The following is a 19,787-nucleotide window of genomic DNA, read 5'->3' on the forward strand; positions in this document are numbered from 1 at the left end:
TGCGGTGCCCGGCAGGACGGCTGCAGCGACGCTCAGGAGGCCCGGGGCGCTTCCTCCGTGCGGGTCAGTGCGACGACGCGGCTGGCGGCACGCAGGTACTTCTTGCGGTACCCGCCTTCGAGCATCACGTCGGGGTACACCGTGTCGAGCGGGATGCCCGAGGCGACGATCCGGACCTGCGCGTCGTAGAGGCGGTCGACGAGCGCCACCCACCGGAGCGCGTCGGTCTGGTCCGTGAACGCCTGCACGTCGGTCAGCCCGACGGCATCGAGCCCGTCGACCAGCGCGACGTACCTGGACGGGTGCACGGACGCCAGGTGGGCGACGACGGACCGGAAGTCGTCCTGCGTGACGCGGGCCGGGCCTCCAGTCCCGGACGGCGTCGACGCGGTCAGGGCCGCCAGCGCGGCCGGGACGTCCTCGACGACCGACGCCGACTCGTCGACGGCACGACGGCGGAAGTCCAGGCCGTCGATGCGCATGGTGTCGAACCGGTCGGACATGGCCTGGATCTCGCGGAGGAAGTCCTGCGCGGCGAAGCGGCCCTCGCCGAGCGCCCCGGGCGGGGTGTTCGACGTCGCGGCGAAGCGCGTACCGGTCTCGGTGAGCTCCTTGATGAGCCGGGTCATCACCATCGTGTCGCCCGGGTCGTCGAGCTCGAACTCGTCGATGCAGACGAGCGCGGTCCCGCGGAGCAGGTCGACCGTGCCCTGGAACCCGAGCGCCCCGACGAGCGCGGTGTACTCGATGAACGTGCCGAAGGTCTTCCGGCCGGCGGCCGCGTGGTACGCCGCGGCGAGCAGGTGGGTCTTGCCGACGCCGAACCCGCCGTCCAGGTACACGCCGGACTTGGCGGGGACCTCGGGCTCCTTGCGCTTCCGGCCGAACAGCCCCCGCTTGGTGGGCTCCGGGGCGGTCGTGACGAACGCCTCGACGGCGTCCCGCACCGCGGCCTGCGAGGCGTACTCGGGGTCAGGACGGTACGAGGCGAACGACGCCTGGGCGAACTGCGGCGGTGGCACGAGTGCGGCGGCCATCTGCTGTGGCGTGACCTGCGGGTCGCGGTCGACGAGGTGTCCCGGCGCGGGGCGCGGTTCGTGTTCCGGCGCGGGGCGCGGTTCTGGCACGGTGCGGGACCTCCGGTGGCCTGTCGTCTGGTGTCACGTCACGGCTGCGACACGGCGCTTCCGCGTACCGTTGGCGGTGACGCGCAGGGACCGATCCTAGTCCGCGCGCCATCGATCCCCAGGAGGTACCCCCGATGACCGCACCGGTCGACCCGTCCGAGAAGTTCCGCTCCTACGCGCACCCCGAACGCCTGGTGTCCACCGAGTGGCTGCAGGAGCAACTCGACGCCGGCGTGGGGTCGCCGGAGCTCGTCGTGGTGGAGTCCGACGAGGACGTCCTGCTCTACGAGACCGGCCACATCCCGGGTTCGGTCAAGATCGACTGGCACACCGATCTGAACGACCCGGTGCAGCGCGACTACATCGACGGCGAGGCCTTCGCCCGACTCGTCGGCGGCAAGGGCATCGGCCGCGACACCACCGTCGTCATCCACGGCGACAAGGACAACTGGTGGGCCGCCTACGCCCTCTGGGTGTTCACGCTCTTCGGGCACGAGGACGTCCGGTTGCTCGACGGCGGCCGGGCGAAGTGGATCGCCGAGGGTCGCGCGATGACCACCGACCGGACGTCGGTCGACGCGGTGGAGTACCCCGCGGTCGAGCGCGACGACGCCACCGTCCGCGCGTTCAAGGAGGACGTCCTCGCGCACCTCGGGAAGCCGCTCGTCGACGTCCGCAGCGCCCCGGAGTACTCGGGCGACCGCACGACCGCGCCGGACTACCCCGAGGAGGGTGCGCTCCGCGCCGGCCACATCCCGACCGCCGTCAACATCCCCTGGAAGTCCGCCGCTGCGGCCGACGGCACGTTCAAGTCTCGCGCGGAGCTCGACGCCGTGTACCGCGAGGGCGCCGGCATCGGCGACGCGGACGAGGTCATCGCGTACTGCCGCATCGGCGAGCGGTCGAGCCACACGTGGTTCGTCCTGCAGCACCTGCTCGGGGTCGAGGACGTCAAGAACTACGACGGCTCCTGGACCGAGTGGGGCAGCGCCGTCCGCGTCCCGATCGCCACGGGCTCCGAGCCGGGTACCGTTCCCACCCGATGAGCACCGAACTCCCCCGGCCCCTCGCCGAGATCCGCGACGACTTCCTCGCGCTGACGCAGAACGACCGCCTGCAGCTCCTGCTTGAGTTCTCCGACGAACTGCCGGCGCTCCCGCCGCGTCTGCAGGGGCACGAGGACGAGCTCGAGCGTGTCGAGGAGTGCCAGTCCCCCGTGTTCATCACCGTCACCGTGGGAGCCGAGGGTGATGCGCCGGACGTGGTGCGGATGCACGCGACGGCGCCGCGTGAGGCACCGACCACCCGTGGCTTCGCGTCGATCCTCGCGCAGGGGCTCTCCGGGCTGACCCTCGAGCAGGTGCTCGCCGTCCCGGCCGACTACCCGCTGACACTCGGGCTGAACGAGGCGGTCAGCCCGCTGCGGATCCGCGGCATGGTCGGGATGCTCGGCCGGGTGCAGCGGCAGGTGCAGGCGGCCGCTGCGGACTGATCGCGGTCTCCTGACGGACGGGAGGCGCGGTGCCGGCTGGCACCGCGCCTCCCGTCCGTCACTCCGTCCGTACGCGATATTTCCCCCACTGGTCATCCGCCCTCCTGCCGTGCCAAGATCGAGGAGTCATCGGGGGGAGACATCATGGCGAAGGTCCACGGCAACGATCCGACGGGGTACTCGTACGGCGACGCCGACGCACTGAAGACCGCGGCGCGCAACCTGGCGTCCGCGATCGACGGACAGACTGCGACGCGCGCCGCTGCGGTGACGAGCGCGGGACGCGAGTTCCGCGGGTACTTCTCGCAGGTGTTCGCCGACAACGCCGGCATCGCATCCCGCAGCGCGAGCAAGCTCTCGGACGCGCTGTCGTCCCTGGTCGGCTTCGTCGACGAGCTGCGCGAGGCGGCGAAGCAGGAGGACCGACGGCGGGCCGACGCCAAGGCGTGGGAGGCTCGGAAGCGCGAGCGCGAGGAGAACTTCTTCATCGGTGCCGCGCACGAGGTGTCGACGTGGTTCGGTGCCGAGGACGACCCGAAGCCCCCGGAACCCGAGCCGGAGCCACAGCTCCAGGCCGATGCGGTCTCGGTCCGCGGTCGCACGATCCCGGCGGGCGGTGGCGGCAGCGGGGGCACGTCGTCGGCGGTGCCGGCCGATCTCCGATCGTTCGCCTCGAGCACCCGTGGTGCCGACGACTCCCTGTCCGGCGCGGTGTCGTCGTTCCGCAACGCCCTGGCCGACTACGAGTCGGGGTGCAACACGTGCTGGGGCACGCTGCACGCGCAGTCCCTCGTGACGGCGGTGCAGGACTGGCTCACGGACAACGGACACGACGCCTCGTGGGCGGACACGGTGGCCGCACAGTTCGAGGCCGCCGGCGGTGGGTCCGGACCGGCGACGCTCTCGGACGCCTCGATCGCTGCGGCGCTGGCGTCAGCCGGGGTCGCGGTCGGACGCGACGACTTCACGATCGGCCCGTTCTCCGCCATGGGGACACCACCCACCAACGGGTTCGCCGACGATCCGGTGAACACCGCGACGGGCAACTTCCTCGAGCCGGAGGACGACCTGACCTTCGGCGGCGCTGCGGCGTCCCTGCGGTTCTCCCGGATGTACAACTCGCTCGACACCCGGGTCGGGGCGTTCGGGGTCGGATGGTCGTCGGTGCTCGACGTCCGGTTGGAGCTCGGCGACGAACTGGCCTCGATCGTGCTCGAGGACGGGCGCCAGGTCGACTTCCCGCGCGACGGCGACGGTTGGGGTCGCGGTGTCGGTCAGGACCTCTGGCTCCGTCGCGAGGCCACCGCACTCGTCGTCACGGACAACACCGGCGTCCGCTGGATGTTCTCGCCCGCCGGTGTCTGGCTGCACACCGGACGTGGCCCGGGGACTGGCGTGTCGGTCCTCCGCGACGACGACGACCGGATCACCCGGCTCGAGCACGAACTCGGTCGTGCGCTCGACGTGGAGTACCACGGCGACCGCGTCGCTTCCGTGTCTGCGTCCGACGGCCGGCGCGTGGAGTACGACTACGACGACGCGCGCCACCTGGTCGCCGTGCAGGACGCCGTCGGCACGCGACGCTACCGCTGGAACGACGCAGGTCTCATCGACCAGGTGACCGCCGCGACCGGCGTCGTCGAGTGCATCAACACCTACGATGACCGGGGCCGTGTCGTCGAACAGCGCTCGCCGTTCGGACGGACCGTGCGGTTCTCCTACCTGCAGGGCAGGGTGACCTCCGTCTCGGACACGGACGGCGGCAACGCCAACACCTGGATCGCGGACCGCAGCGGTCGAGTGGTCGGCATCGTCGACTCCGACGGCGCGCGGCAGTCGATGTCCTACGACCGACACGGACACCTGGTCTCGGTCACCGAGCGGGACGGGTCGGTGACGGTGCACGGGTACGACGACCGGGGACGCCGCACGCGCACCGTGACCCCGGACGGTGCCGGCGTGACGTACGCCCACGACGACCAGGACCGGACCATCACCGTGGTGACCGCCGACGGCGGGATCGTCGAGTACGAGTACCGCGGCGACGACCGCAACCCGTCCGTCATCAGCGATCCCGTCGGCGGACGGACGCTCCTCGAGTGGCGTGCCGGACAGCTGACTCGCTGCACGGACCCGACCGGCGTGGTCGTCACGTTCCACCACGACCAACACGGCGACCTCGTCGCCATCGAGGATGCCGACGGGGGGACAGCGCGCTTCGTCCGCGACGCAGCGGGACGCGTCGTCGAGGCGGTCACCCCGCTCGGCGCCCGAACCTCGTACCGCTACGACGCGGCAGGTCTGCTGACCGCTCGCGAAGCTCCCGACGGTGGTGTGTGGCGGTTCGAGCACGATGATGCCGGGCGCGTGATCGCCACCACGGATCCGACGGGAGCCCGGACGGCGGTCGAGTACGACGCGCACGGCGAGATCACCGCGACCACCGACCCGCTCGGGCGCCAGACCACCAAGCGGTTCGACGAGCTCGGCAACGTCTCCGCGCTCACCCTGCCCGACGGGGCGGAGTGGCGCTTCGTGCACGATGCACTCTCGCGGCTGCGCACCGTCGTCGATCCCGCGGGTGGTTCCTGGACGCGCGAGTACGACGCGATCGGCGCCGTCACCGCGACCCTGGACCCGACCGGTGTCCGCACCGCGGCCGACCGGAAGCGCGCCGACGGCACCACGATCGTGCGTTCCGCGTTCGAGGAGGTCAGCGTCCGCACCGATGCGCTGGGTCGGCCGGTCAGCGTCCTGCAGAGCGACGGGTCCGCCATCGTGACCGTGTGCGACGCGGCTGGTCGGATCGTCGAGTCGCTGGACGGGGAGGGCGGGCTGACCCGCTTCGAGCGCGATCTCGCGGGTCGCGTCGTCGCCGTCACCACACCCGCTGGTCGGACGACGACGTACACCTACGACCGGTGCGGACGACCGGTGACGGCCACGGATCCGCTCAGCGGTCGGACGTCACTCCGCTACGACGCCGACGGACGGGTCGTCGAGCGGACGGATGCGGACGGCGACGTCGAGCGCACCGAGTACGACGCAGTCGGTCGGGTCACCTCCGTCGACGTGCCGGCCCTCGGGATCATCCGGTACCGCTACGACCGGGCGGGGCGCGTGGTCGAGGCACGTGACCCGCGGTTCGGTCGCCGCTCGTTCCGGTACGACGCCGCGGGGCAGCTGGTCGCGGCGACCAACGGCCTCGGCGGGGTGACGCGCTACGAGTACGACGGTCGCGGGCGGCTCGTCCGCACCACCGATCCGCTCGGAGCAGTCACGACGCGGACCTACACCGAGCTCGACAAGGTCGCCAGCTCGACGGACCCCCTCGGCCGGACGACGAGCGCGACGTACGACGCTGCCGGTCGCCAGGTCTCCCAGACGGAGCCCGACGGCACCATGCTCCGGTGGGAGTACGACGCAGCCGGCCGAGAGGCCGCCCAGTACGTGGACGACGCGCTGGTCGCTCGCATCGAGCGCGACCCGCGCTCGCGGACCGTGACCATCTCCGACCACACCCGACCGGACGTCACCAGTGCCCACCTGCTGGAGTACGACCGTCGGGGTCTCCTCGTCCGCCGTGTGACGGACGGTCGAGAGACGCGGTGGACGTACGACGCGGACGGCCTCCGGACGTCGGTGCACGCGCCGGACGGTTCCGTGACGCGCACCGAGCGTGATCCCGCGGGTCGGAAGGGCACCGTCGAGCACACCGCGTTCGGCGACGTCCACCACGAGTACGACGGCGCCGGTCGACTCACGGCGGTGCGCACGGCAGGGACGAGCGACTCCTGGTCCCACGATCACGGTTTCGTCGTCGGGCACACCCGCTCCGACGCGGACACGACATCGACGACACGGTTGACCCGCGATCGAGACGGTCGGCTCGTCCGGATCGAGCGGCCGGGCACGACGACGGTCTACGAGCACGACGCAGCGATGCAGCTCGTCCGTGCCGACACCGACGGTGTCGAGACCACGTGGTCCTACGACGCCGCCGGCCGACTCGTCGTCGAACGCACCGGGGGTGGCACCCGCACGTTCGAGTACGACGATGCGGGCCAGCTCGTCGCGGTGACCGGACCCGAAGGGCGGACCTCGCACGAGTACGATGCGCGCGGCCAGCGCGTGCGGAGCACTGCCCCGGACGGTACGGCGACGCGGTACTCGTGGGACGGGCGGGGGTGGCTCCGACTGATCGCCTCGGGCTCGTCGAGCACGTCGACCCACGTGGATGCACTCGGCGACCTCGTCGACGTCGACGGCGTCCGACTCGACTGGGACGCCGCTGCCGCCGTTCCCACCCTGCTGGCCGTCGACGACTCCCCCGTGCTCCGCACGCCGGTCGGACTGCTCGGTGGTCCGGAGGGTACTGGAGCAACGGGCTGGCGGACGGCCCGCAGCACGCCCGAGGCCGATCCGTGGCAGCTCCTCGCCGCGGCCTCCGGCGATCGCGAGGGCGCGCTCTCGTTCGGCGCGGACGGGACGCCGGTGGTGGCCGGACTCGAGTGGATGGGGGCGCGCGCCTACGATCCCGCGACCCGTGGCTTCCTCTCGACCGACCCGATCACCGCTCCAGCGGGGGCGGCCTGGGGCGCGAACCCGTACTCGTTCGCTGGGAACGACCCGCTGCACGCGGTCGACCCACTCGGTCTCGCGCCGATCACGGATGCCGAGCTCGAGGCGTACGCCGCCGCCGAGCAGGGGCCGCTCGCGCGGGCGGCAGCGGCGACCGGTGACTGGTTCGGGGACAACTGGGAGTACGTCGCCGGCGGAGCGATGGTCGTCGCGGGCGGTGCCCTCATGCTCACCGGTGTCGGCGGGCCGCTCGGCGGGATGCTCATCGGTGCCGGCGCGGACACCATCATCCAGAAGGCCACGACCGGCGAGGTCAACTGGGGACAGGTTGCCGTCAGCGGGGCGTTCGGGATGGTCGGCGGTGGCCTCGGGGCTGCGGTCGGCAAGCACTTCGTCGGCAACGCCGTCGAGGGCGCGGTGGAGAACGTGGCGAACACCGTCGTCAGCGGTCAGCCACTCACGCCGGGCAAGCTCCTCGGTTCCGCTGTCGAGGGCGCTACGACGTCCGCTGCGACCGGCGGCACGATGTCGAAGGTGCACCTGCCGTCAGCGGTGAACAAGCTCGGCGACGAGCTCCCGGTTCCTCCGCCAGGGATCATCTACCGACGCACCGACCTCACCGGGAATCTCAAGCCGTACGTCGGACAGACCAGAAGCGACGAACACTTCCTCCTGCGGCAGTCAGCGCACGAACGGGAGCACCCGGACTCACTCTTCCGTTTCGAACAGATCGACCGCGGTCATCCAGGGCAGGATCTGGATCGGCGCGAGGAGTTCCACATCCGTAACGAAGGCGGTCCGACGAACAAGTCACATCCCGATGGGGGACTCTCGAACAAACGACACCAGATGAGCGAGAAACGCTACGCTGCGGCAGGAGGAAGCCCGTATTGAACAGCGCAAAAAGTGTGTACGACGTGTCCGTCGGTGATGTCTTCTCCGTTCCCGTGGATGATCGACGCCGCGCCGTCGGCCAGGTCGTAGGCGAGTACAAGTCCGCCTTCTACGTCGTCGTCTTCGATCGAACGATCGAGGAGGCCGACGGCCCATCGCTCCAACTCGAGGATCCGACGAAGTACGAGCCGGTGTTCGCCCGGCTGATCTTCGACTCACGGTTCCGCCCAGGCATGTGGGAGATCGTCGGACACGCCGCGGCCGATTCCGAGCGGTACCTTCCGGCTTTCACCTACGGGTCCGCGGATCTCGACGGCATCAAGATCACGAACTTCGACGGAACGAAGGTCCGCAACGCATCGGAAGCCGAGTCGACGAGCATCCCCCGCCTTGCGATCGACTCACCGCTGATCCTGGAGAAGGCCGTGCAGGCGCACTTCGGCACTGGCCCTTGGCTTCCTGCTTTCGAAGAACTCCGGTACCAGCGGGGCATCGCGTCTGCGCAGCTCTTTCGCTGAAGAAACAAGCCGGGACACAGGGAGAGAGCGCGAGGGATGAAGTGGCCGTCGAGGACCTCTCGTTGCTCCCGGTCGGAGAAACGGTCTCGACGAGTACATCATCCCGAACGGCATCGAGAAGGGCGAGATCCAGGTCGATCGCGTCGATCCGGAGTTCTGACATGCAAGAAGTCTTCTTCCTCTCCTCCATGGACAGCAAGCGGTTCTCGTCCGTCTTCCGGTGCGAAATGGAACGACCGATCGAGCTCCCGAACGGTCACCATGCACTGATGGTCAGCTGCGATCCGCCGCTGAACGGTCAAGAGCTCGGCCACCCGCTGGGCATCGGGGAGTTGTTGCTCTGGAGTCGGTTCGAAGACGAAGACATCTGGACGCTCCCCGCCTTCCCGCACTTCGTGCAGATCTGTCTCCCTGACGTCGATCTGCCGGTCCATGCCATGCCTCCGAGCATCGCGTGGGGCGAGATCTACAAGACCGAAGCAGACGCGCACGCCCACGAGATGAGCGCTCGCCCGCGCTCCTCAACAAGCGGATGATGACCATGTCGTTCGGCAGAAGACCAGGTCGCCTTGCCACCAGGAAACCGGAGCCCGACTTCGTCACGTACCACCGCCCGATCGGCTCACAACCGACCGGCGTCCCGACGTTCCGCAACGTCGTCAACGGCATGACCATCCCCCCGCTGCGATGGCTCGTCACAGACCTCGAAATGGTCGTGCTGCCGGACTCGGACATCAACGTCCTCGAGTGGGCGCAGGAGCTGCGCGACAGCAGCGGCGCCGAGCTGTGGATCACCGACGGCGACATGCGGGGCTTCGCCGGGGACAACCACCACATGATCGACGGCGAGTTCTCCGGGTTCCCGATCGGCAGCACCACGACGGACGCGTCACAGGCGGTGGTCCGCATCGACTTCTTCGACAGCTCGACGGTCACGGTCACCTTGGACAGTTCGGTGATCCGGACCTCCTGGGAGTTCGAACGCTTCCTCGCACCCGGCGTTCCCGTGTCCAGCATCGGCAGCCGTGACGAGGAGATCGCCGACGAGCAACGCCGCGCACAGGACGAGCAGCGACGCGCACAGGACGAGCAGCGACGCACACAGGAGGAACGTGACGGACAGCAGATCCGCGCACTCGTCCGGGTGTGCCTCCAGAACGCTCGGTTCAACGAGGCACCGACCCTCCTCACCCAGCTCGACGCAGGAGGAGCCGTCACGCCGTCCGGGCCGCCGTGCCTGGTCGCTCGAGCTCGAACGCGACGACGCGCCCCGTGTGGACCTCCCCGACGGGCCACCGCCGGAAGCCGCCAGTCACCGGACCGACGCCGAGGCGCTCGCGGGCGAGTTGCTCATCTGGGTGCAGGACGGCACGATGCAGATGGTCGAGCTCCCGTGGTTCACCGACGCGATGCCGACCGAACTGCCGCGCGTCGATCAGCTCGTGCACCCGCAGATCGAGAGGCCGGGACGGAGAGGACTGTGACGAACTCCGCACGGGCCCCCATCCAACTGCATGTCGCCAGCGACGCGATCGACGCCATCGCGATCGACACCGGCGTCACCGTCAGCTTCTCGAGCGGAGCGACCCTCCGGTTCGAGACCGCCTTCTCGCTGAGCGAGACCGACGGCCCGCACACCTTCATGAAGCCCGGGGACCCGCCTTCACTCCTGCCGCTCCTCACCCTGCACGCGAAGGCGGTGGAACGCGGCACCGTCACCGGTGCGCGCGTCGCCGTCCGCTTCGCATCGGGTGCGTTGCTGGAGGGGTCGTCCCACCGCGACCGGCCCTCGTGGCACTGGTCCGAACCAGGACGAGCACGCCTGGACATCGACGTCCTGACCGGCGGCGAGGTCGTCGCTCGCACGCTGCCGGGAAGGATGCCGTCATGACGGACGTCGTGTCGGTCGACGTCCTGCGCCGACACATCCCGAGATCCGACCCGCTCGTCCCGGGCCGGGTGCACGAGGTGTTGTCCGCTGTCGCCGACGATGCCGATGTCCTCGCCTACAACGTGCCGGCACGCTCGTTCGTCGAGGTCGTCCGGCGGAGCTACGCACAGGACGAACCCGACCTGCTGCCACTGGTCGAACCACTCGGGCCGCTCGGGGACGCACTCGTCCTCGTGTGCCAGGTCGAGTCCGGTCCGGAGATCGTCACCGTCCTCCTCCGCGCTGCCGATCGGGCATTCCTGTCCGCGACGGCTCACGACCGATCCGTCGGCGCCCCGCACGTCACCGCCGTCGCACTCACGGCGCTCCTCCGCTCCACGCAGGCACCGGGTGCAGCCGAGGCGCTGACGGTCGCGCTGCGTCTCGCGCCGGAGGAGCGGATCAGGATCTTCGTGCAGGGCGCGCATCCGACTGCGCGGACGCTGCTCACCAAGTACACGCTGGCCACGGAGAAGGGGTTCGACGTCCGTGGGCTCCTCGCGTTCACCGACGCGTTGCTCGCGCTGGAGGCCCGACTCGTCCCCTTCTGCATCGTCACGTCCGGCGGGTCCTCGTCCACGATCGCACTCGGGGACGAGCGGACGTCGGTCGTCGCGGCCATGACCGTGCACGGCATCGGGTCGCACCCTCAACCGACGGAGGAATGACCTGTCCCCGAGCACCATCAGGACGGAGGAAGCAGGATGACCTCGACAGTCCCGCAGGACCTCGAGATGGTCACGTACACGATCCCCGCTGCCCGGATCGCACTGCCCGATTTCGTGCAGTTGTTCTCAGAGCTCGAAACACCAGAACTCGAAGCACCCGAGCTCGTCTGGGTCCTCACGACCCTGTACGCCGTCACGTCCCCTGACCAGTTGGTCGAAGCACTCCCACTCGAACGCCGTGTCGACGCCGCGGAGGAACCAGGGCTCGTCCTCAGCCACGCCGAGGCGACGGACATCGCCGACAGCATCTGGCAGCTCATCGACGGCGAATTCCTCGGGTACCTGCCCGGCGGGGACCTGACCGACGAGACGAACCTGGTCGTCCGCATCGACGCTTTCGACAGCGGCGAATGGACCGTGACGGTCCGACCACCGCTCACGACGATGAGCGATGCCTTCGACCGGAAGTACGGCCCAGCGCGGCCCGGCCGCCCGGCGACTCGTCTCGAGGAGTTCGGGCCACGCCGGCAGACGGCGATCTGACGGAGGAGGCACGATGACCGACGATCCCGCTCTCGAGTGCACCGACGGCCGGGTGACGTCCGCAGCTTCGCTTTCCAGACGAAGCGATGTCCGACTCACCAGTCGTGCCACGATGAGGGTGTCATCGGACGAGGGGAACGGACGACGTGTTCGGCAAGCGCAAGAAGGACCAGCCATCGGGCTCCGAGTTCCACCGGACCAACAGTGAGCAGCAGCTCTTCGCGCAGCTGCTGGCCGAGACCCGGGCCGACCCGGAGAAGCTGTTCACGATCGAGATGATCGATCGTGGCAACCCAGGTCGCGACCTCGACGACCGTCTGGACCGGGTCCGCCACGCGGGCGTGACGATGACGCGGCCGTCCCCCGCCGAGGGTGTCCCGCCACGGTCGTCGTCGCACTCCGAGTCCGGAACCGCCGAGACGCCCGCCGACGAGCTGGTCCCGCTCAGCCGCGAGCCGTTCACGGCCGAGACCGGTGACGTCTTCTTCATCCCGGACGGCGGCGGCAGCGTGCTGCTCGGGCACGTCCTCGCGACGCTGCACGACGCCGTCCACGTCGCGGTCTTCCAGCGCCCAGCGGACCTCCCGCGCCCCGCCGACCCGCTCGTCGTGCTCGCCACGCAGCCGGTGGTGGCCGGGCTGACCCTGCCGGCACGGTTCCAGCCGGGCATGTGGGAGGTCGTCGGCAACGTCGCCCCGGACACCGACCGCCTGTTGCCCGCGTACACCTGGGGCACGGACCTCGACGGTGTGTACGTCACCGACTTCAGCGGGTCGCGCTCCCGACCCGCCACCGAGATCGAGGCGACGACGATCCCCCGCCGCGTCGTCGTGTCGCCGTACTTCATCGACATCGCCGTCCGGGCCGTGGTCGGCCTCGTCGACTGGCACCCGGACTTCGAGCACCTCCGCTACCGCTCCACCCCACGCTCCGTCGACCTCTTCCCCGCGCGCTGAAGAGGGACGGGGGCGGCCACCGCGGGTGCGGTGGTGCACACCCGTCGGACGGGAGGCGCGGTGCCGGCTGGCACCGTCCTCCCTCGCAGCCTCGGTCGGCACGCCCCGCGGCCCGCTCCGCGTCGCCGCTGAGCGGGCCGCGCCCGTTCGACCGTCGGTCGCGCCTACCGCGCGCTGGGCACGTCCGTCGGCTGGACCACTTCGGTGAGCCACGCCAGGATCCGCGCGTCGAACCAGTCCGCGTCGTGGTTCCAGAGCTTCGTGTGCCGGGCGACGTGCGCGACCTCGAGCCGCACCAGGTCCGGTCGTGCCGCTGCGAGGGCGTGTGCCGCTGACGATGGGACGAACCCGTCGTCGTCGCTGTGCAGCAGGAGGATCGGCACCCGCAGTTCGTCGGCGCGGGCGACCATGTCGAGCTCGCGCAGGTCGATCGGCCGCTCGAGTCCGGCGATCCGGTGCACGACCGGCGTGCGGAGGACCCACTGCGCCACCTTCCGGACCGGCCGCGGCAGTCGGAGCGCGCGGCTCTGCGACTTGAGGACGGCGTTCCAGTCGACGACGGCCGAGTCCAGCACGATGCCGGAGACCAGGTGCGCCAGCGCCGAGCGCACGAGCGTCTGCAGGACGACGGCGCCGCCCATCGACCATCCCATGAGCACGACGCTCGTGGCGCCCTGCTGCGCGACCCAGTCGAGTGCGGCGTCGGCGTCCTCCCACTCGGTCGAGCCGAGCCCGTAGCGGCCGTCGGGGCTCGGAAGCGCGACGCCGTCGTTCCGCCACGACACCAGCAGCACGGAGTACCCGGCAGCGCGGAACACCGGCACGGCGCGGATCGTCTCGGCGCGCGTGACGCCACGACCGTGCACGAGGACGGCCCAGGGAGCCGCCGGGTCCTCGGCGCGGACGACCCAGGCGGGCGCGGGACCGTTCGGGGTCCGCACGTCGACGTCCTCGACCGGGACGCCGAGCTCCCCCGGGGTCAGGTAGAACCAGCCGCCCCAGCGTCCGCGCCGTGCAACGGTCGGGTCGCCGGCGTCCACCGCGATGATGCGCCGGGTGACCGTCGTGTCGGTCACGGCGAGCACCTCGCCGACCCGCATGTGCCCGGTCGCTCCGCCGAACCACAGGCTGTACCGGCCCTGGAGCTCCGTGTCGGGACTGCGCCCCAGGGTGACGGTCCGGGCCTCCAGGTCGACCGCGGTGATCGGGACCCGCTCGGTGCGCTTGCGGTCCGGGGTGACGACGGCGCGGGCGACGGCAACGACGGAGCCGGCGATGACCGCGACGCCGAAGGCGGCGGCGGTGACACCGGCGCCGAGCGCGACGAAGCCGGCCGAGCGCGCCGTCCGTTCAGCGGGCCCCGGCCGTGACCGACGTGCGGGACGGACGGCGGCGGGACGGCGGGGCATGCGGGCCTCCAGGAAGAGGACGACTGCGGGCAGCACGACTGCGCGACGGACGGCGTGCCGCCCGCACCGGTGCTCGGTCCGGAGCCTAGTCTGCATCCGTGCCTGAACCCCGAGTCCCCGACGCCGAACCGGAGGCGTTCGCGCGTCTCCGCGCGTTCGTGTCGACCGGCAGGACCCGCACCGAGACCACGGTCACCGAGATCCCCTCGCCGAGCCGCATCGCCCCGTACTCGATCGCCCTCGCGGCGGACGTGTCCGGGGTCGTGCACGGCGTCGACTCGGACCTCGGTACCGGACGCTTCATCGCCCTGCACGACCCCGACGAGCCGGAGGGCTGGGGTGGCGCGTACCGCATCGTGACCTTCGCGCAGGCCCCGCTCGAGCCCGAGATCGGCGTCGACGAGTTCGTCGCCGACGTGACGTGGAGCTGGCTCGTCGACGCCCTCGACGCGCACGGCGCCCGCTACGCGAACGCCTCGGGTACCGCGACGAAGATCATCTCGCGCGGGTACGGCGAACTCGCGACGCAGGGCGACGGTGCCCAACTGGAACTCCGGGCGTCGTGGACGCCCCTCGACGACGACCTGACGCCGCACGTGCAGGCCTGGGAGGAGATCGTGGCGATGCTCGCCGGACTCCCCCCGGCCTCGGACGGCGTCTCGCTCCTGGCCCCTCGGAGGCTCGCCCGTGACTGACCCCGATCCCGCCTACGAGGCCGCGCACGCCGCCGTCCACGTGATCGAGAGCCGCGAGGAGTACCTCGACGCCGTGGCCCGCATCGCCGCCGGCACCGGTCCGGTCGCGGTCGACGCCGAGCGCGCCAGCGGCTACCGCTACTCCCAGCGGGCATACCTCATCCAGGTGTTCCGCCGCGGCTCGGGCTCGTTCCTGTTCGACCCGATCGCGATCGGTGACTTCAGCGACCTGCAAGCCGCGATCGTCGACGAGGAGTGGGTGTTCCACGCCGCATCGCAGGACCTGCCGTGCCTCCGCGAAGTCGGCCTCGTCCCGACCCGGGTCTTCGACACCGAGCTCGGGGCCCGGATCGCCGGCTTCCCGCGCGTGGGGCTCGGCGCGGTCGTCGAGCAGCTGCTCGGCATCACGCTCGCGAAGGCGCACTCCGCCGCGGACTGGTCGACCCGTCCGCTGCCCCAGGCCTGGCTCGTGTACGCCGCCCTCGACGTCGAACTGCTGCCCGACCTGCGCGACTCCCTCGCCGAGGTCCTCGAGGCCGCGGGCAAGACGCGGATCGCCGAGGAGGAGTTCGCCGCCGTCCTCGCCCGCGCCCCGAAGCCCCCGCGCGCCGAGCCCTGGCGTCGCCTGTCCGGCATGAACGTGCTCCGTGGCGCCCGTGCCCTGGCGATCGCGCGGTCGCTGTGGCAGGCACGCGACGCGTACGCCCAGGAGACCGACATCGCCCCGGGCCGCACGATCCCGGACGCCGCCATCGTCGCCGCCGCCGCTGCCGCCCCGGCCTCGCGTGCCGAACTCGGCGCGCTGAAGACCTTCACCGGCCGCGCCAGCCGGTCGGAACTCGACCGCTGGTGGGCCGCCGTCGAGGAGGGTCGCACCACGGAGGACTTGCCGCGCCTGCGTGGCGGGGGCGAGCCGAGCCTCCCGCCGCCCCGCGCCTGGGCCGACCGGAACCCGGACGCCGACCGCCGGTACCGTGCAGCCCGCGTCGCCGTCGCCGCCCGCGCCGCCGAACTCGACCTGCCCGTCGAGAACCTCCTCACGCCGGAGACGCTCCGGCTCGTGTCGTGGAACCCGCCGAAGACCGTCGCGACGGAGACCGTCGGCGCCACCCTCGCGTCGCACGACGCCCGGCCGTGGCAGGTCGAGGAGACCGCGTCGGTCATCGCGCACGCGTTCGAGGTCGCCGCGGACCGGTCCGTGGCGGACCCGGTCGCCGTGGTCACCGCGACCACGGCCTCCCGGCCGGACGAGGCGACCGACGGCGCAGCACCCGACGCCGCCGAGCAGGGCGACGCCGCTCTTGTCGCAGACGGACAGCCCGACGCCGCCACCGGATCGACCGGCTCGTAGGAACCGCCCAACCGACGTGCCGCCGCTCAGCCGGGGGTACTAGCGTCGGATCGTCGCCGGGCGAGGCCCGGCCAGGTCGGGGCGACCGTATCCCCGGCCCGATCGTTGTGGATCTGGAGGCTCGCATTGCCGAAGACATCAGACGTCGTGTTCGTGGACGGTGTCCGCACACCGTTCGGCCGCGCCGGTGAGAAGGGCGTCTTCTGGCGCACCCGTGCCGACGACCTCGCGGTGCACGCGATGCGGGGCCTGCTCGACCGGAACAGCTCGCTGGACGGTGCCGCCGTCGACGACGTCGCGGTCGCCGCGACCACCCAGCAGGGCGACCAGGGCCTGACCCTCGGTCGCACCGTCGGGATGCTCTCGGGCCTCCCGAAGTCCGTCCCTGGCTACGCCATCGACCGCATGTGCGCGGGCGCGATGACGAGTGTCACGACCCTGGCCGGCGCGATCGCGTTCGGTGCCGCCGACGTCGCGATCGCCGGTGGCGTCGAGCACATGGGTCGCCACCCGATGGGCTTCAACGCCGACCCGAACCCCCGCTTCGTCGCGGAGCGCATGGTCGCCCCCGACGCGCTCGTGATGGGCAACACCGCCGAGCGCCTGCACGACCGCTTCCCCGCCATCACGAAGGACCGCACCGACGCCTTCGCCGTGCAGTCCCAGCAGCGCTACGCCGCCGCCTGGGGCGCCGGCAAGCTGCAGCCGGACGTCATCCCGGTCGAGGTGAACACCGGTCAGGGCTGGGACATCGTCACGAAGGACGAGCCGCCCCGTCCGGGCACCACCCTGGAGGCCCTGGCCGCGTTGAAGACGCCGTTCCGGCCCCACGGGCGGGTCACCGCCGGCAACGCCGCGGGCCTGAACGACGGCGCGACGATGAGCCTGCTCGCGTCCGAGGACGGTGCAAAGCAGCACGGTCTGCCGACGAAGATGCGCATGGTCTCCTTCGCCTTCGCGGGCGTCGACCCCGAGGTGATGGGCGTCGGCCCCATCCCCGCGACAGACAAGGCGCTCCGGAAGGCCGGCCTGTCGATCGACGACATCGGCCTGTTCGAGATCAACGAGGCGTTCGCGGTCCAGGTGCTCGCGTTCCTCGACAACTACGGCATCGCGCAGGACTCCCCGAACGTGAACGCCTGGGGCGGCGCGATCGCCGTCGGGCACCCGCTGGCGTCGAGCGGCGTCCGGTTGATGACCCAGCTCGCGGCGCAGTTCGCCGAGCGACCGGACGTCAAGTACGGCATCACGACCATGTGCATCGGGCTCGGCCAGGGCGGCACCGTCATCTGGGAGAACCCGACCTTCAGCAAGAGCGCGGCACGGAAGGCGGCCTGACCATGACCACCACCCCGATCGACCAGCTGACCGCCCTGAGCGAGGACGAGGTCGTCACCCACTCGTACGTCAAGCACGTCGCGCTGCCCTCCGGCGGCACGCTCGCGCTCATCACGCTCGACAACGGCAAGGACTACAAGCGGCCCTCGACGCTCGGTCCGCGCACCATGCGCGAGCTGTCCGAGGTGCTTGACACGCTCCGTGACGCGGCGTCGAAGGGCGAGGTCCAGGCCGTCGCCATCACCGGCAAGGAGTACTGCTTCGCCGCCGGCGCCGACCTGTCCCAGGCGGCGGCGCTGCCCTCCCGCGAGGTCGCGCACGAACTCGGTGTCCTCGGGCACGCGACGCTCCGCAAGTTCAGCGAGCTGGGGGTGCCGTCGTTCGCGTTCGTGAACGGCATCGCGCTCGGCGGCGGGCTCGAGGTCGCCCTGCACTGCACCTACCGCGTGTTCTCGTCCGCTGCCCAGGGCATCGGCCTGCCCGAGGTCTTCCTCGGCATCATCCCCGGTTGGGGCGGCGCGACGCTGCTCCCCCGCCTCATCGGCCCGGAGAAGGCGCTCCGCGTCATCGTGGAGAACCCGCTGAAGAACAACCGGCTGATGGACGGCAAGGCCGCGGTCGAGCTCGGCATCGGCGACGCGCTCATCCCCTCGGTGACGTTCCTGCCGTCCGCCGTCACCTGGGCGGACGGCGTCGTGTCCGGCCGGACGAAGGTCAAGCGGGCGAACGAGCCCGGCATGCTCGAGAAGGCCGCCTGGGGCACGGTCGTCAAGGTCGCCCGGGGTCAGGTCGCCTCGAAGATCGGCACCGTCCCGAAGTCGCCGTTCCGCGCGCTCGACCTCGTCGCCGCGGCGAAGTCCGGGTCGCTCGAGGAGCGGTTCGCCGGCGAGGACGACGCCCTGGCCGACCTGCTGTCCGGAGACCAGTTCGCCGCGTCGATGTACGCCTTCGACCTCGTGCAGAAGCGGGCCAAGCGCCCGGTCGGCGCCCCTGAAGGCGTGGACGCGAAGAAGATCACGAAGGTCGGTGTCCTCGGCGCCGGGCTCATGGCGTCGCAGTTCGCGCTGCTGTTCGCCCGTCGTCTCGGCGTCCCCGTGGTGATCACCGACGTTTCGCAGGAGCGGGTCGACGCCGGGGTCGCCCGGATCGGCGGCGAGGTCGCGAAGCTGCTCGAGAAGGGCCGCATCTCCCCGGACGAGGCGAACCGCATCAACGGACTCGTCAGTGGTTCAGTGTCGTACGACGCGTTCGCGGACGCCGACTGGGTGATCGAGGCCGTCTTCGAGGAGATGGGCGTCAAGCAGGACGTGTTCCGGAAGATCGAGCAGGTCATCGCCCCCGACGCGATCCTCGCCACGAACACGTCGTCGCTGTCCGTCGACGAGATGGCTTCGGTGCTGACGAACCCCGAACGTCTGGTCGGCTTCCACTTCTTCAACCCGGTCGCGGTGATGCCGCTGCTCGAGGTCGTCCGGGCGGCGAAGACGTCCGACGAGGCCGTCGCCACCGCGCTCGCGGTCGCGAAGACCCTGAAGAAGACCGCGATCGTGACCGCCGACCAACCTGGGTTCGTCGTGAACCGGGTGCTCGCGCGGGTGCTCGGGGAGGCCATGCGCGGCGTCGAGGAGGGCACTTCGTTCGAGACGGTCGCCGACGGTGCCGCTCCCCTGGGCCTGCCGATGTCGCCGTTCGAGCTGCTCGAACTCGTCGGCCTGCTGGTCGGTGCGCACGTGCTCGACTCGCACCACGCGGCCTGGCCCGACCGCTTCTACCCCGGCGACGGCCTGAAGCGGATCGCTGAGCACGGCACGATCCTCACGCGCGACAAGAAGGGCAACGCGACCGGGTACGACCCCGCCGCCGTGAAGCTCGTCGCGCCGTCGAAGAAGGACGCGAAGCAGGTCGACGCTGCCGAGATGCAGCGCCGGTTCGAGGACGCCCTCGCCGACGAGGTGCACCGCATGCTCGAGGACAGGGTCGTGCAGCACGTCGAGGAGATCGACCTCGGGCTCATCCTCGGCGCGGGCTACCCGTTCCAGGCCGGTGGCATCAGCCCCTACCTCGACCGCAGCGGTGCCTCGGAGCGCGTCTTCGGCGCCACGTTCCACGAGCCGCGGATCGTCGGCCCGGCCAGCCGCTAGCACGGCCGGCCAGCCGTTAGCACGGCCGGCCGACCGACGCCTCGGCAGGCCGGCCCCGGCCCCGGCCCCGGCCCCGACCCCGACCCGGCGCCAGCCGGACCCGCACAACAGCAACCGCCTCGTACCACGGACGTCCGTGGTTCG

General features: G+C 71.0%; 16 protein-coding genes. 14 read left to right on the plus strand and 2 right to left on the minus strand.

All coding sequences use genetic code 11. The features are described 5' to 3' along the window. Window positions 1–32: 32 nt before the first annotated feature. Window positions 33–1,127, minus strand: coding sequence for a cell division protein ZapE (gene zapE / locus DEI91_RS09090; protein ID WP_258374366.1), 1,095 nt, complete (start codon window positions 1,125–1,127; stop codon window positions 33–35). A 134-nt stretch (window positions 1,128–1,261) separates the two neighbouring features. On the opposite strand from zapE, the gene DEI91_RS09095 reads away from it, so the two are divergent. The 10 genes from DEI91_RS09095 (at window position 1,262) to DEI91_RS09135 (ending at window position 12,709) form a co-directional block, all read left to right on the plus strand. After that, on the plus strand, window positions 1,262–2,173 hold the full coding sequence (locus tag DEI91_RS09095) for a sulfurtransferase (RefSeq protein ID WP_111051991.1): 912 nt from the start codon (window positions 1,262–1,264) through the stop codon (window positions 2,171–2,173). After that, window positions 2,170–2,619 (plus strand): SufE family protein, encoded by a 450-nt coding sequence (locus tag DEI91_RS09100; RefSeq protein WP_111051992.1) that lies wholly within the window; start codon window positions 2,170–2,172, stop codon window positions 2,617–2,619. The genes DEI91_RS09095 and DEI91_RS09100 overlap by 4 nt, the downstream gene beginning before the upstream one ends. A 144-nt stretch (window positions 2,620–2,763) precedes the next feature. Beyond that, the gene (locus DEI91_RS09105) at window positions 2,764–8,094 is read left to right on the plus strand and encodes a DUF6531 domain-containing protein (RefSeq protein ID WP_111051993.1); all 5,331 of its coding nucleotides are present in this window, start codon (window positions 2,764–2,766) and stop codon (window positions 8,092–8,094) included. Further along, window positions 8,091–8,612, plus strand: coding sequence for an Imm26 family immunity protein (locus DEI91_RS09110; RefSeq protein WP_111051994.1), 522 nt, complete (start codon window positions 8,091–8,093; stop codon window positions 8,610–8,612). Before DEI91_RS09105 ends, DEI91_RS09110 begins: the two co-directional genes overlap by 4 nt. 161 nt (window positions 8,613–8,773) lie before the next feature. Further along, the gene (locus DEI91_RS09115) at window positions 8,774–9,148 is read left to right on the plus strand and encodes a hypothetical protein (protein WP_111051995.1); all 375 of its coding nucleotides are present in this window, start codon (window positions 8,774–8,776) and stop codon (window positions 9,146–9,148) included. Between the two features lie 738 nt (window positions 9,149–9,886). Further along, complete coding sequence (locus DEI91_RS15975; protein ID WP_146244248.1) at window positions 9,887–10,096, plus strand: hypothetical protein; 210 nt, start codon at window positions 9,887–9,889, stop codon at window positions 10,094–10,096. After that, entirely contained in the window at window positions 10,093–10,503 is a 411-nt protein-coding gene (locus tag DEI91_RS15980; protein ID WP_146244249.1) for a DUF6188 family protein, read from the plus strand. The genes DEI91_RS15975 and DEI91_RS15980 overlap by 4 nt, the downstream gene beginning before the upstream one ends. Then, window positions 10,500–11,210 carry a hypothetical protein gene (locus tag DEI91_RS09125; protein WP_111051997.1) on the plus strand — a complete coding sequence of 237 codons (711 nt, stop codon included), beginning with the start codon at window positions 10,500–10,502 and terminating at the stop codon, window positions 11,208–11,210. The genes DEI91_RS15980 and DEI91_RS09125 overlap by 4 nt, the downstream gene beginning before the upstream one ends. Window positions 11,211–11,246: 36 nt before the next feature. After that, window positions 11,247–11,753: a hypothetical protein gene (locus DEI91_RS09130; protein ID WP_111051998.1), complete on the plus strand. Its 507-nt coding sequence runs from the start codon at window positions 11,247–11,249 to the stop codon at window positions 11,751–11,753. Between the two features lie 146 nt (window positions 11,754–11,899). Then, window positions 11,900–12,709: a hypothetical protein gene (locus DEI91_RS09135; protein ID WP_111051999.1), complete on the plus strand. Its 810-nt coding sequence runs from the start codon at window positions 11,900–11,902 to the stop codon at window positions 12,707–12,709. 164 nt (window positions 12,710–12,873) lie between these two features. Here the strand turns inward: DEI91_RS09135 and DEI91_RS09140 are convergent, their stop codons facing one another. Next, window positions 12,874–14,118 (minus strand): S9 family peptidase, encoded by a 1,245-nt coding sequence (locus DEI91_RS09140; protein ID WP_146244252.1) that lies wholly within the window; start codon window positions 14,116–14,118, stop codon window positions 12,874–12,876. Between the two features lie 98 nt (window positions 14,119–14,216). Here DEI91_RS09140 and DEI91_RS09145 point away from each other — a divergent pair, with 98 nt between their 5' ends. From DEI91_RS09145 to DEI91_RS09160, 4 genes are all read left to right on the plus strand, one after another. Then, window positions 14,217–14,813 carry a DUF3000 domain-containing protein gene (locus DEI91_RS09145; protein ID WP_110825460.1) on the plus strand — a complete coding sequence of 199 codons (597 nt, stop codon included), beginning with the start codon at window positions 14,217–14,219 and terminating at the stop codon, window positions 14,811–14,813. Next, complete coding sequence (locus DEI91_RS09150; RefSeq protein ID WP_111052001.1) at window positions 14,806–16,164, plus strand: HRDC domain-containing protein; 1,359 nt, start codon at window positions 14,806–14,808, stop codon at window positions 16,162–16,164. Before DEI91_RS09145 ends, DEI91_RS09150 begins: the two co-directional genes overlap by 8 nt. A gap of 126 nt (window positions 16,165–16,290) precedes the next feature. Next, on the plus strand, window positions 16,291–17,502 hold the full coding sequence (locus tag DEI91_RS09155; protein WP_111052002.1) for a thiolase family protein: 1,212 nt from the start codon (window positions 16,291–16,293) through the stop codon (window positions 17,500–17,502). 2 nt (window positions 17,503–17,504) lie between these two features. Then, on the plus strand, window positions 17,505–19,643 hold the full coding sequence (locus DEI91_RS09160; protein WP_111052003.1) for a 3-hydroxyacyl-CoA dehydrogenase NAD-binding domain-containing protein: 2,139 nt from the start codon (window positions 17,505–17,507) through the stop codon (window positions 19,641–19,643). Window positions 19,644–19,787: the final 144 nt, after the last annotated feature.

Origin of the sequence: Curtobacterium sp. MCBD17_032 (genome assembly GCF_003234855.1) — a bacterium.
GTDB lineage: Bacteria > Actinomycetota > Actinomycetes > Actinomycetales > Microbacteriaceae > Curtobacterium.

Coding starts and splice junctions, on each gene's coding strand:
- DEI91_RS09095 (WP_111051991.1), top strand. CDS start 1,262: ATGACCGCACCGGTCGACCCGTCCGAGAAGTTCCGCTCCTACGCGCAC.
- DEI91_RS09100 (WP_111051992.1), top strand. CDS start 2,170: ATGAGCACCGAACTCCCCCGGCCCCTCGCCGAGATCCGCGACGACTTC.
- DEI91_RS09105 (WP_111051993.1), top strand. CDS start 2,764: ATGGCGAAGGTCCACGGCAACGATCCGACGGGGTACTCGTACGGCGAC.
- DEI91_RS09115 (WP_111051995.1), top strand. CDS start 8,774: ATGCAAGAAGTCTTCTTCCTCTCCTCCATGGACAGCAAGCGGTTCTCG.
- DEI91_RS09125 (WP_111051997.1), top strand. CDS start 10,500: ATGACGGACGTCGTGTCGGTCGACGTCCTGCGCCGACACATCCCGAGA.
- DEI91_RS09130 (WP_111051998.1), top strand. CDS start 11,247: ATGACCTCGACAGTCCCGCAGGACCTCGAGATGGTCACGTACACGATC.
- DEI91_RS09140 (WP_146244252.1), bottom strand. CDS start 14,118: ATGCCCCGCCGTCCCGCCGCCGTCCGTCCCGCACGTCGGTCACGGCCG.
- DEI91_RS09160 (WP_111052003.1), top strand. CDS start 17,505: ATGACCACCACCCCGATCGACCAGCTGACCGCCCTGAGCGAGGACGAG.